The 12,310-nt window shown below is 63.5% G+C and carries 11 protein-coding genes; 2 read left to right on the forward strand and 9 right to left on the reverse strand.

What is annotated here, in order from left to right; all coding sequences use genetic code 11:
* Nucleotides 1-24 precede the first annotated feature (24 nt).
* The 6 genes from phoB to CHU95_RS09945 all read right to left on the reverse strand — a co-directional run bounded on the left by phoB (nt 25) and on the right by CHU95_RS09945 (nt 6,435).
* Nucleotides 25-732, reverse strand: a complete 708-nt coding sequence (gene phoB, locus CHU95_RS09920; protein ID WP_094456174.1) for a phosphate regulon transcriptional regulator PhoB — start codon at nt 730-732, stop codon at nt 25-27.
* Between the two features lie 40 nt (nt 733-772).
* A complete protein-coding gene (gene phoU / locus CHU95_RS09925; protein WP_094456175.1) occupies nt 773-1,498 on the reverse strand; it encodes a phosphate signaling complex protein PhoU in 726 nt (241 codons plus the stop codon).
* A 161-nt stretch (nt 1,499-1,659) separates the two neighbouring features.
* Nucleotides 1,660-2,463 (reverse strand): phosphate ABC transporter ATP-binding protein PstB, encoded by an 804-nt coding sequence (pstB, locus tag CHU95_RS09930; RefSeq protein WP_094456176.1) that lies wholly within the window; start codon nt 2,461-2,463, stop codon nt 1,660-1,662.
* A gap of 2 nt (nt 2,464-2,465) precedes the next feature.
* A complete protein-coding gene (gene pstA, locus CHU95_RS09935; RefSeq protein WP_094456177.1) occupies nt 2,466-3,785 on the reverse strand; it encodes a phosphate ABC transporter permease PstA in 1,320 nt (439 codons plus the stop codon).
* Nucleotides 3,778-5,241, reverse strand: a complete 1,464-nt coding sequence (gene pstC / locus CHU95_RS09940) for a phosphate ABC transporter permease subunit PstC (RefSeq protein ID WP_207762435.1) — start codon at nt 5,239-5,241, stop codon at nt 3,778-3,780. The genes pstA and pstC overlap by 8 nt, the downstream gene beginning before the upstream one ends.
* 153 nt (nt 5,242-5,394) lie before the next feature.
* Nucleotides 5,395-6,435: a PstS family phosphate ABC transporter substrate-binding protein gene (locus CHU95_RS09945; RefSeq protein ID WP_094456179.1), complete on the reverse strand. Its 1,041-nt coding sequence runs from the start codon at nt 6,433-6,435 to the stop codon at nt 5,395-5,397.
* A 278-nt stretch (nt 6,436-6,713) separates the two neighbouring features.
* On the opposite strand from CHU95_RS09945, the gene CHU95_RS09950 reads away from it, so the two are divergent.
* A complete protein-coding gene (locus tag CHU95_RS09950) occupies nt 6,714-7,235 on the forward strand; it encodes a YybH family protein (RefSeq protein ID WP_094456180.1) in 522 nt (173 codons plus the stop codon).
* A gap of 54 nt (nt 7,236-7,289) precedes the next feature.
* On the opposite strand, the gene CHU95_RS09955 is transcribed toward CHU95_RS09950, so the two are convergent.
* Nucleotides 7,290-8,417, reverse strand: coding sequence for an acyl-CoA dehydrogenase family protein (locus CHU95_RS09955; RefSeq protein ID WP_094456181.1), 1,128 nt, complete (start codon nt 8,415-8,417; stop codon nt 7,290-7,292).
* A 27-nt stretch (nt 8,418-8,444) separates the two neighbouring features.
* Nucleotides 8,445-9,629 (reverse strand): acetyl-CoA C-acyltransferase, encoded by a 1,185-nt coding sequence (locus tag CHU95_RS09960; RefSeq protein ID WP_094456182.1) that lies wholly within the window; start codon nt 9,627-9,629, stop codon nt 8,445-8,447.
* 121 nt (nt 9,630-9,750) lie between these two features.
* Here CHU95_RS09960 and CHU95_RS09965 point away from each other — a divergent pair, with 121 nt between their 5' ends.
* Entirely contained in the window at nt 9,751-10,761 is a 1,011-nt protein-coding gene (locus CHU95_RS09965) for an AraC family transcriptional regulator (protein ID WP_207762436.1), read from the forward strand.
* Between the two features lie 6 nt (nt 10,762-10,767).
* Here the strand turns inward: CHU95_RS09965 and CHU95_RS09970 are convergent, their stop codons facing one another.
* Nucleotides 10,768-12,183, reverse strand: coding sequence for an ATP-binding protein (locus tag CHU95_RS09970; protein WP_094456183.1), 1,416 nt, complete (start codon nt 12,181-12,183; stop codon nt 10,768-10,770).
* Nucleotides 12,184-12,310 lie beyond the last annotated feature (127 nt).

Here is a 12,310-nt window from a genome sequence, read left to right on the forward strand (position 1 = left end):
AAAGCCGGCGAACCGACCGCGCCGTCACATTGTTGTCTTGTTGTCCAGCGCGTAGCCGGCGGAACGGACCGTGCGGATCACATCCTGGTCTTCCGTTTCGTTCAGCGCCTTGCGCAACCGGCGGATATGCACATCGACGGTGCGCAACTCGACATAGACGTCGTGACCCCAGACGATATCCAGCAACTGTTCACGGGAGAAAACACGCCCCGGATGCTGCATGAAATGGCGCAGCAGGGCGAACTCTTTCGGGCCCAGATGGATATCCCGGCCCCCGCGCCGCACACGGTGGGCGGCCAGATCCATGGAAATGTCAGAGAAGCGCAGCAATTCTTCGGCCAGACCGGGCGAGGCGCGGCGCAGGACGGCGCGGATACGGGCCACCAGTTCGGTGGGGCTGAACGGTTTGGACAAATAATCGTCCGCTCCGCTGTTCAGGCCACGGACCTTGTCCGCCTCCTCGCCGCGCGCCGTCAGCATGATGACCGGCGTCTCGCGGGTCTTGGGGTTGCGGCGCAACTGACGGCAGACTTCCAGCCCGCTCATCAATGGCAGCATCCAATCCAGCAGGATCAGATGCGGGCTGCGTTCGTCGGCCAGCAGCAGGGCTTCTTCCCCGTCACCGGCAGTGATGACCCGGAAGCCTTCCCGCTCCAGATTATAGGATAGCAGGGTGACGAGATCGGCCTCGTCTTCGACAACCAGGATCAGCGGCTTCAAGGCGGCGTTCATCGGAGTCCCTTGGCGCTAGATGGGTGTGGATGGGGCTGGTTCAGCCCTGGCTATCCACCGGTTCGATGATGGTAAAACTGGATTTATCGCCCTTGGGCCGTTCGGCCGTCAGCGGCTGGCCTTTGACCAGGAAATGCACCGTTTCAGCGACATTCGTCGCATGGTCACCGGCACGTTCCAGATTCTTGGCAATGAACAGCAGGTGCGTGCAGGGCGTGATGTTGCGCGGGTCTTCCATCATGTAGGTCAGGACTTCGCGGAACAGGCTGGTATAGAGATCATCCAGCTCTTCATCGCGATGCCAGGCCGCCACGGCCTTATCGACATCGCGGTCGATATAGGCGTCCAGCACATCCTTCAGCATTTCCTGCACCAGGCGACCCATGCGCGGGATGGTGCCGGCCGGACGCATGACCGGCAACTGCGCCAGCGCGATGGAACGCTTGGCGATATTGGCGGCATAGTCGCCCGTGCGTTCCAGATCGGCGGAAATTTTCAGCGCCGCCAGCACCTCCCGCAGATCCACACCGACAGGGGCCCGCAGCGCCAGCATGCGGATGGCATCATGTTCGATCTGGCGTTCAAACTCATCCAGGCGCGCATCACCCTGCATGACTTTGGTGGCGCCTTCAACATCACGGCGGCCCACGGCCTGCACAGCCGCTTCCACCTGCGCTTCCACCACGCCGCCCATCTGGGCGATCAAGTTGGACAGGCGCTGCAATTCCGCCTCAAAGGACTTGACGGTATGTTCGGTCGGCGACATCGGCGTTGACCCTCAATTCGATAAACAGGGTAAGCTTTTAGCGGCCTCCCCTGCGAAGGCGGGGGTCCAGGGGCCGCTTGCTACCACGTCTCGGCCCCGTGGCCCCTGGGTCCCCGCTGTCGCGGGGAAGGCAAAACCTGGTGGGCCGGCGGCCCGGTACATCAACCGTAACGGCCGGTGATATAGCCCTGGGTGCGCTCATCGCGCGGGTTGGTGAAGATTTCTTCCGTGTCACCCACCTCGACCAGGTCACCCAGATGGAAGAAGGCCGTGCGCTGCGATACGCGGGCAGCCTGCTGCATATTGTGGGTAACGATAGCAATGGTGAAGCTCTCGCGCAGTTCGTCGATCAACTCTTCGATATGCGCGGTGGCGATGGGGTCGAGGGCCGAACAGGGCTCGTCCATCAGGATCACTTCCGGGCTGACAGCAACCGCGCGGGCGATGCACAGGCGCTGCTGCTGACCACCGGACAGGCCGGTACCCGGCTCATGCAGACGGTCCTTGACCTCGTTCCACAAGCCGGCACGCTTCAGCGACGTTTCGACGATGGCGTCGAACTCATCCTTGCGGGTGGCCAGACCATGCAGCTTCGGCCCGTAAGTCACATTTTCATAAATGGATTTCGGGAACGGGTTCGGCTTCTGGAACACCATGCCGACCCGGGCGCGCAACTGCACCACGTCCAGCTTGGGATCGTAGATATCCTGGTCGTCCAGCAGGATCTTGCCTTCGACGCGGCAGATATCGATCGTGTCGTTCATGCGGTTCAAGGTCCGCAGGAACGTGGACTTGCCACAGCCCGAGGGGCCGATCATGGCCAGAACCTCGTTCTGGTACAGATCGACATTGACGCCGTGCAAGGCACGTTTGGCGCCGTAATAGACCTTTACGTCGCGGGCCGACATCTTCACCGTCTGGGTGACGGCGGCCTGCACGGGCTTGTTCAGGGTCATGCTGTCCATTCTTACCACCGACGTTCGAATTTCTTGCGCAGCCAGATGGCAGCACCGTTCATCAAGATCAGGAAGGCCAGCAGCACAAGGATGGCGGCCGAGGTCAGTTCGACAAACCCGCGTTCCGGCTTGTCCGCCCAGATGAAGATCTGGACCGGCAGGACGGAGGAGCTTGCCAGCAGGCTGTCTGGGGCTGACGTCACAAAGGCATTCATGCCAATCATCAGCAGAGGTGCCGTCTCACCCACGGCATGGGCCATGCCGATGATGGTGCCCGTCATGATGCCGGGCATGGCCAACGGCAGCACATGATGCATCACCGCTTGCAGCTTTGACGCCCCCATGCCCAAGGCAGCCTCGCGGATCGACGGCGGCACCGCTTTCAGCGCGGCGCGGCTGGCGATGATGATGGTGGGCAGCACCAGCAGACCCAGCACCAGACCGCCGACCAGCGGGGCCGAACGGGGCATGCCGAAGAAGTTGAGAAACACCGCCAGACCCAGCAAGCCGAACACGATGGAGGGCACGGCGGCCAGATTGTTGATATTCACCTCGATGATCTCGGTGAAGCGGTTCTTCGGGGCGAATTCTTCCAGATAAACCGCCGCCGCCACCCCGATGGGCAGGGAGATGACCAGCGTCACCAGCATGGTCAGCAAGGTGCCAACCATCGCACCCAGCAGACCGGCCAGTTCCGGATAATTGCTATCGCTGGCGGTGAAGAAGGTGGTGTTGAAGGCTGACCGCACGTCGCCGCGCTGTTCCAGACTGTCAAACCAGGCCAGTTGCTTATCGCTGATGGGGCGTTCAGCCTCTGGCAGGTCGCGGTCGATGCCGCCCTTGACGATCTGGTTGACGCCATCGGATGCCGGCAGCCAGACATCAATCGTCTGTCCGACCAGGGCCGGGTTTTCATCCAGCATCTGACCCAGACGCACCCCAGCCACGGGGCTGACCAGACCACGCAGGTCGCGCTTTTCGGTCCGGCCAGAAACGTCCGGGAATTCCTTGTACAGCGCGTCGATCACCAGCGTCTGAAAGGCACCGCGGTCCCATTCGGCGGGATTACCGGTCCCCTTGGGGTCAATGACACCCGCATCAATGGTGACCGCCAGCTTGACCTCTGTCTGGAAAAAGGCCGACGTGCCTTCCTTCAGCAGGGTGGACAGCAGGATGACCAGCATCGTGCAGGCGAACAGGATCGCCAGGATACCGTAGAAGCGGAAGCGCCGTTCGGCGGCATAGCGCGCCTTCAGTCGCTTGGTGGCGGCGTCGCCGGTGTGGAGGGAGACGGGCATGGCTGTGGGCATCGGCTCTGCGATCTCAGTCATATTTTTCCCGATATTTCTGGACGATGCGGAGGGCAACGACATTCAGCGCCAGGGTGACCAGGAACAGGACCAGACCCAGCGCGAACACCGACAGGGTTTTGGCGCTGTCAAACTCCTGGTCGCCGACCAGGATCGATTTGATCTGCACGGTCACGGTCGTGACGCTTTCCAGCGGGTTCAGGGTCAGGCTGGCCTGCAGGCCGGCGGCCATCACCACGATCATCGTTTCACCGATGGCGCGGCTGACAGCCAGCAGCATGGCGCCGACGATACCGGGCAATGCGGCGGGCAGCAGCACCTGCTTGATGGTTTCCGACTTGGTGGCACCCAGCCCGTAAGACCCATCCCGCAGGGATTGCGGCACCGCATTGATCACGTCATCGGCCAGCGAGGACACGAACGGGACGATCATGATGCCCATGACCACGCCGGCGGCCAGCGCACTTTGCGAGGAGATGGGGATGCCCAACGCCGCTCCGACATCACGGATGAAGGGGGCGACCGTCAGGATGGCAAAGAAGCCGAACACCACGGTGGGCACGCCGGCCAGGATCTCCAGCACCGGCTTGACCACGCCGCGAATCTTCTTCGGCGCATATTCGGACAGATAGATGGCCGACATCAAGCCGACCGGGGCTGCCACGCACATGGCGATGGTGGCGATCAGCAGGGTGCCCGTGAACAAGGGCACGGCGCCAAACGCACCCGACGACCCCACCTGATCGGCGCGAATGGCCGTCTGCGGCGACCATTGCAGGCCGAACAGAAACTCGGTGATTGGCACCTTGGTGAAGAAGCGGATGCTTTCAAACAGCAGCGACAGGACGATGCCGACCGTGGTCAGGATGGCGATGGTGGAGCAAAGCACCAGCAGCGCCGTGATGATCCGTTCGACATTGTTGCGCGCGCGGAATTCAGGGCCGATCTTCGACCAGGTGATCGCCAGCAGGCTACCCGCCAGGGCCACGACGATACCAAACAGGGTCCAGTCCGCCAGCCCCCGCAATTGCGCCAGATGATTGGCGGCGGGGGTGATGGCATCAATGACGCCAGCATTCACATACTGCGCCTGGCCGATGGCCAAGTTGCTGATATTGATCAGCAGCAGTTGGCGGCTGGTCTCGGTCAGGGCCGAGGCACCATCGGCGATGGACGGCAGAAGTGCTTCCAACTCCACCGGCGCCAGCATCACACGCGCCCAGCTTTCAAGCTGTTGCGGCGACATGGAGGATAACACCATCCAGTCGATGACAGCGCCGCGAAGCGCCAGCCAGACCAGGATCAGCACCAGGGCCGGCAGGGCAGCCCACAGCGCCATGTAGGAGCCATAATAATTCGGTACGGAATGCAGATTGGCGATACGCCCGCCGGACACGGCTACGGCCCTGTTGCGTCCCAGCCAGAATCCGGCAAGCGACAAGAACAACAGGACACTTACGGTCAAGGTGACTGACATGAGGTTCAATCCGCCGCTGTCAGGGAATTTCCCGGTTACGGCAAACCGGCGGCATCAGGTCTGACGCCGCCGGTCCCGCCATCTGCTTATACACCGGGACAGGGTCGGGAGTCTGGTTCTGCAACCACGCCCGACGCCGCCCCGACCTGCAATTTACGAGGCCGGACGGGCCATCGGGGTCAGCTTCAGCGCGGCCTGCTCGGCGGCCTTGCGCTTGTCGGCCGGCAGCGGCACCAGACCCTTGTCACCCAGATAACCGTCCTCACCCATGGCGCGCTCCGACGCATACTCGGCCAGGAATTCCTTCAGGCCGGGGATCACGCCGAAATGCTGATTCTTGAAGTAGACGAACAGCGGGCGGGAGACCGGATATTCGCCGGACGCGATGGTCTCGTACTTCGGCTCAACGCCGTTGACCGGCACGCCATGCAGCTTGTCGATATTCTCTTCCAGGAAGCTGTAACCGAAGATGCCAAAGGCGTTCGGGTTAGAGACCAGGCGCTGCACGATGACGTTGTCGTTCTCACCGGCTTCGATGAAGGCGCCGTCCTCACGCATGGTGCGGCAGACCGCAGTGTGGCGGGCGGCGTCCAGGGCCTTGATGGCCGGGAATTCCTTACAACCGACATCCATCACCAGTTCGAGCCAGGCGTCGCGGGTACCCGACGTCGGCGGCGGGCCCAGCACTTCGATTTCGATGGCCGGCAGGGACGGATCAATGTCCTTCCAGGTCTTGTGCGGGTTCGGCACGATCTGGCCGTTCTTCTCAACTTCCTTGGCCAGGGCCGAGAAAAGCTGCGCCTTGGTGATATTGATCTGCGTGCCCTTCTTGGACTGGGTGAAGGTCAGACCGTCATAACCAATCACCAGCTCGGTGATCTGCTCAACGCCGTTCTTCTGGCAGCTATCGAATTCGCTGGCCTTCATGGCGCGCGATGCACCCGTGGCGTCCGGGAAATCAGCGCCAATGCCGGAGCAGAACAGCTTCATACCGCCGCCGGTGCCCGTCGACTCCAGGATCGGAGCGCCGAACTTCGTGGTCTGGCCAAAGCGCTCAACAACCGTGGAGGTGAAGGGGAACACCGTGGAGGAACCGACAATGCGGATCTGGTCGCGGGCGGCGGCGGCGCCGGCCAGGCCGACGAAGGAAACAGCGCCGAGAACGGCGGCGAGGACGAGCTTCTTGGTGGTCACGACAAGGGCCTCCGGTTAACTGGGCGGCACATGTTCGGCACTGGCATCCCCTGACGCCGGCCGGTACCATGTGGCCATGTCCCTGCTGGGTGCCGGGACCATAGCTGCGCTGCGAGACGCAAATACTACATGTACGTTACAGTTCCATGACACTGCCCGCAGAGACCTGCGGGTGTCATCGGCGAAACAGTTGCGTTACACAATGTCTGTTGGCAGCCGCAGAAACCTACTTCACCATTGAACTTAAAGGGATATTTCATTTTTGCAAGGAGCTGGGCATGGGCCTTCGGCATCAGAACCGGCGTACCCCCCGTCAGTTGGCGCGTAGCTTCGGGGCGCTGACCTGCGCAACAATCATGACATTGCCGGTGCTGGCCCAGAACCACCCGGCCCAAGGGGTGATGGATGCCGACCGGGCCTTCGCCGCCCGCGCCAAGGAGGTGGGGCCGGGCCCGGCCTTTGCCGAGTTTGGTGAGCCCCGCGTGCTCATGCTGAATGACCCGGTGCCCGGCACCGATGCCAGAGATCTGGCAAAAATGTTCGGCCCTGATGTGGAGATTGACTGGGGCCCGATGGATGGCGCCGTCTCCGCTGATGGCACACTGGGCTACACATGGGGCAAGGCCCGCTGGTTCCGGAACAGGCCGGACGGCACCAAAGAGGAACTGCCGCCCTCCCGCTATGTCACCATCTGGCGCAAGCAGCAGGACGGGTCCTGGAAATTCCTGGCCGATGGCGGCCTGCACGCGCCCGAAGCCAAGGCGTTTGCCGAGAAGAAGGCAGCGGAGAAGCCGCAATAGGTCGTGATCGGGTCGCTGGCGCGTCCCGGTCTACGGTTTCTCCGCGCCGCACCATCACAGATTGCGCGCGATCACCAGCCGTTGGATATCGCTGGTGCCCTCATAGATCTGACAGACACGCACATCACGGTAGATGCGCTCCACCGGGAAATCCTCGACATAGCCATAGCCACCAAACGTCTGAATGGCCTGCGAACAGACACGTTCGGCCATTTCAGACGCGAACAGCTTGGCCATCGACGCCTCCTTCAAGCAAGGCTGCCCAGCCCCGCGCAGGGAGGCGGCATGCAGCACCAATTGGCGGGCCGCCTCGATTCTGGTCGCCATATCGGCCAGCCGGAAGGACACAGCCTGATGGTCGATGATCGGCACCCCCATGGAGACGCGGTCGCGCGCGTAATCGCGGGCCGCCTCAAACGCGGCCTGGGCCATGCCCACGGCCTGCGCGGCGATGCCAATGCGCCCACCTTCCAGATTGGCCAACGCGATGCGATAGCCTTCACCCGGCTTGCCCAGCAGGGAGGACGCTGGCACCCGCGCGTCCTCCAGCAGGATTTGCGCGGTGTCGGAACTGCGCTGGCCCAGTTTATGTTCCAGACGCGCAACCTTGTATCCCGGATTGTCGGTGGGCACCAGGAAGGCGGAGATCCCCTTCTTGCCCGCTGCCGGATCGGTAACAGCAAAGACCAGCGCGACGCCGGCATTCTGACCATTGGTGATGAACTGTTTGGCGCCGTTCAGCACATAATGGTCACCATCCTTCACCGCGCGGGTTTTCAGGGCGGAGGCATCCGATCCCGCCTGCGGTTCGGTCAGGCAGAAAGCACCCAGCATGCGCCCCGTGGCCATGTCACGCAGATAGCGCTGTTTCTGCGCCTGCGTACCGAACGCCAGAATCGGCGCGCAGCCGACTGAGTTATGCACGCTCATGATGGTGGAAATCGCCCCATCACCGGCCGCGATCTCTTCAATCGCCAGGGCATAGGCAATAGCATCGGCCCCCGCCCCACCCCATTCTTCCGGCACCACCATGCCCAGCAGGCCAAGGTCTCCCATCTCCCGCAATTCCTCGGCGGGAAAACGGCTGGTCCGGTCGCGCTCGGCCGCACCAGGCGCCAGCCTCTCGCGCGCAAACTGCCGGGCCATGTCGCGGATCATGGCCTGTTCTTCAGTAAGGATCATGGTCGTTCCCCGTGCTGGCTGCGGCCATTACACCAATTCAACTGCCATGGCCGTCGCCTCGCCGCCGCCGATGCACAGCGACCCGACGCCGCGCCTCAGACCACGCTTCTTCAAGGCATACAGCAGGGTCACCAGGATGCGGGCACCCGAAGCGCCGATCGGATGGCCCAGCGCGCACGCGCCGCCATGGATGTTGACCTTGTCATGTGGCAGATCCAGCTCTTTCATCGCCGCCATGGCAACGACAGCAAATGCCTCATTGATCTCAAACAAATCGACATCCTGGGCGGTCCAGCCGGTCTTGGCGAACAGGGACTGCATGGCCCCGACCGGGGCGGTCGTGAACCAGGCCGGCGCGCGGGCGTGACTGGCATGGCCGACAATACGGGCCAGCGGCGACAGGCCACGCTTCTCGGCAGTGCTGGCACGCATCAGGACCAGCGCGGCAGCGCCATCACTGATGGAACTGCTGTTGGCGGCGGTCACCGTGCCGTCCTTGCGGAAGGCGGGCTTCAGGGTGGGGATTTTGTCCGGGCGGCCTTTGCCGGGCTGTTCATCGCGGGTCACCAGGATGTCCCCGCCGCGGCCCTTCACCGTCACCGGCACCAGTTCGGCCGCAAATGTGCCATCCTCGACCGCGGCCTTGGCGCGGCGCAGGCTTTCCAGGGCATAGGCGTCCTGCGCCTCGCGCGTGAAACCAAAATGGGTGGCCGTATCCTCGGCGAAGGTGCCCATGGCCCGGCCCCGCTCATAGGCATCTTCAAGCCCGTCCAACGCCATATGGTCAAATACGGTAGCATGGCCGTAGCGGTAGCCACCGCGCGCCCGGTCCAGCAGATAGGGCGCGTTCGACATGCTTTCCATGCCTGCCGCCACCACAATATCAGCACTGCCGGCCAGGATCAGATCATGGGCCAGCATGGTGGTCTTCATGCCGCTGCCGCACATCTTGTTCACGGTGGAGCAGGTGACCGACAGGGGTAGTCCGGCACCCAGCGCCGCCTGGCGCCCCGGCGCCTGCCCCTGGCCCGCCTGCAAAACATTCCCCATCAGCAACTCGTCAATGCTGTCAGCGGCGATGCCGGCCCGCGCGACGGCCTCTTTTACCGCAACCGACCCCAGTTGCGCCGCGGTCAGGGCGGACAGGTCCCCCATCATGGCGCCCATGGGCGTGCGGGCGGCGGACACGATAACGATGGGATCGGCGCTCATGGCATTCCTCTGACATCTGGATATCTGGGGTGGCCCTCAGCGTAGACTTGTCGGTTCCGATCATCCATAACCGTTGCGATCAAATTTCCTGATCACTTATGTCAATAAGGAATGGATTGGCATGGTGGAGAAGGGCAGCGTTTCCATCCATTTCGTGGCAGCGGCCCTGGACGGCGTGCTGGCACGTGGTATGGAACCCGCACCGGTGCTGCGCAAGGCCGGGATCGCGCCTGCCCTGCTATGGCAGCCCGGTGCCCGGGTGCCGGTGCAATCCTATGCCGCCCTGCTGCGCGAGGTGGCGCAACTGCTGGATGATGAGTTCTTCGGCCAGGACAGCCGCCGCATGAAGGTGGGCAGCTTTGCCCTGGCCTGCCTGCTGGCGCTGGAGGGCGGGGGCGATTTGGGGGGCGCGCTGGACCTGCTCTGCCGGGCCTACAACACCATCTTCGACGATCTGCGTGTGTCGGTACGGCGCGAGGGGCGGCGCGCCGCCCTGGAAATCGCCCCCACCCGGCCCGGCCACACCCTGCCCGTCTTCGCCGTGGAGACATTGTTCGTCTATATCCATGGTGTGGCCTGCTGGCTGGTCCGCCGCCGCATAGCCATCGAGGAAGCCTGCCTGCCCTATGCCGAACCGGCCCATGGTGCGGAATATTTCGTGCTGTTCAGCACACAATTACGCTTCGGCCAGGACCAATGCCGTCTATGGTTCGACGCCGCCCTGCTGTCCCTGCCTGTGGCCCAGGACCGGCGGGCGGCGCGGGGGTTCTTGAACCAGGCGCCAGAAAGTTTTCTGGTCAAATACCGTAACCCGGACGGGTTTGCCCGCCGTGTCGCCAACCTGCTGCGTCGCCGCCCGCCCGATGAATGGCCAGGCGCGGAGGACGCGGCGGCGGCCCTTCGCTGTTCACCCGCCACACTGCGTCGCACCTTGCGCCAGGAAGGAACCTCGTTTCAGGCCATCAAGGACCGGTTGCGCCTGGACCTTGCCAAGGCGGCCCTGGCCCGGCCCGGCCTGTCTGTTGCCGATATCGCGACCCAACTGGGCTACGCCGAACCCGCCGCCTTCAACCGCGCTTTCCGGCAATGGACCGGGACCACGCCAGCCCGATACCGCCGCGCGTCCGGCTGAGGGCGATCACCCGGCCTCGCGCTTGGTCGCGACCCCTTTCACCGCCGGCAGGATGACGGTGAAGGTGCTGCCCTTGCCCACCTCGCTGTCGATGATCAGGCGGCCGCGGTGGCGGTTGACGATGTGCTTCACAATGGCCAGTCCCAGGCCGGTGCCACCCAGCGCGCGCGACCGGGCGGGATCGACGCGATAGAATCGCTCGGTCAGGCGCGGCAGATGGGTGCGGGCGATGCCGTCGCCCCGGTCGGTCACGGCCACCATCACCGCCGGCCCCCGCACCGCACCGGCCTTGCTGCCGACCGGGGCCGTCAGCGCGATCGTGACCTCTGTCTGTTCCTTGCCATATTTGATGGCATTGTCGATCAGGTTCTGGAACACCTGCGACAGTTGATCCTCATCCCCGACGACAGGCGGCAGCAGGTCGGCCAGGTCCAGCCGCAGCTTCACCTTGCGCGACGCGGCACGCAGCTCCAGCGTCGCCGCCACGTTACGCACGATCTTGGCCACATCTACCTGCTCGGTGGGCGGTGAATGTTCGTCCATCTCAATACGCGACAGGGACAGAAGATCATTGACCAGCCGCGACATGCGGTTGGACTGATCGAACATGATGGCCAGGAACCGTTCATGCGCGGCCGGATCATCCTTGGCCGGGCCGCGCAGCGTTTCAATGAAACCGATCAGGGCCGCCAGCGGCGTGCGCAGCTCATGACTGGCATTGGCCACAAAATCGGCCCGCATCTGTTCGGCTCTTTTCAGCATGGTGATGTCATGCAGGGTCAGCAGGACCAGCAGCGGCCCTTCTTCCCCCGGTGTCCGGAACGGCTTCACGCGGGCCTGCAACGTCCGCTCCACCGGTACGGGCAGCAGCACATCGACGCTGCGGGATGCCCCCCCCGCCAGCACGGCGTCGGTCGCTTCCAGCAGGCTGGGCGTACGCACCGAACTGGCCAGATCGCGGTCCAGCAAACGGTCGCCGAACATCCGGCAAGCTGCCTGATTGGCGCGCCGCACCTCGCGGCCCGGACCCAGCAAAATCACCGGGTCGTGCAATTGGTCGATGACCGCCTCGAACAGGCCGGCGCGGCCGGCATCCTTGCTTTCGCGGTCCAGCCAGGCCTGTTGCGCCCGGGCCATGGCCGAGGCGATAAACTCCGCGGTGATACTGTCCAGTTCCGGTGGCGGCACCGGCGCCGATGCCTCACCCAGCACCTCGGCATAATCGGTCAGGCGACGGGTATCGGTCTGGATCATGCGCAGGATGGCCACTGCCACCACGACATTGACCAGCAGCGCTGGCAACGCCACCCCCGCTTCGACATGTCCCGCCAGCAGCAAGGACAACAGGATCGCCGCCGTCGGGCCGACCAGCGCCACCCCGATCAGCACGAACCGAACCGGTCGCACCTCATACCACCGCATCTGTCCCTGCCATTCTTTTCTTTATCCCTCCCGCCGCCCGGCGGGATCGGAGGAGATAACATTGCCGCAGGGCCAGGGTAACAGCATCACGGAAACTTAATAATTGGGACCGCGTGTGACGATTATG

This window comes from Niveispirillum lacus (assembly GCF_002251795.1).
Classification (GTDB): domain Bacteria; phylum Pseudomonadota; class Alphaproteobacteria; order Azospirillales; family Azospirillaceae; genus Niveispirillum; species Niveispirillum lacus.

Coding starts and splice junctions, on each gene's coding strand:
- phoU (WP_094456175.1), bottom strand. CDS start 1,498: ATGTCGCCGACCGAACATACCGTCAAGTCCTTTGAGGCGGAATTGCAG.
- pstC (WP_207762435.1), bottom strand. CDS start 5,241: ATGTCAGTCACCTTGACCGTAAGTGTCCTGTTGTTCTTGTCGCTTGCC.
- pstB (WP_094456176.1), bottom strand. CDS start 2,463: ATGGACAGCATGACCCTGAACAAGCCCGTGCAGGCCGCCGTCACCCAG.
- CHU95_RS09970 (WP_094456183.1), bottom strand. CDS start 12,183: ATGCGGTGGTATGAGGTGCGACCGGTTCGGTTCGTGCTGATCGGGGTG.
- CHU95_RS09965 (WP_207762436.1), top strand. CDS start 9,751: ATGGTGGAGAAGGGCAGCGTTTCCATCCATTTCGTGGCAGCGGCCCTG.
- pstA (WP_094456177.1), bottom strand. CDS start 3,785: ATGACTGAGATCGCAGAGCCGATGCCCACAGCCATGCCCGTCTCCCTC.
- phoB (WP_094456174.1), bottom strand. CDS start 732: ATGAACGCCGCCTTGAAGCCGCTGATCCTGGTTGTCGAAGACGAGGCC.
- CHU95_RS09955 (WP_094456181.1), bottom strand. CDS start 8,417: ATGATCCTTACTGAAGAACAGGCCATGATCCGCGACATGGCCCGGCAG.
- CHU95_RS09950 (WP_094456180.1), top strand. CDS start 6,714: ATGGGCCTTCGGCATCAGAACCGGCGTACCCCCCGTCAGTTGGCGCGT.
- CHU95_RS09960 (WP_094456182.1), bottom strand. CDS start 9,629: ATGAGCGCCGATCCCATCGTTATCGTGTCCGCCGCCCGCACGCCCATG.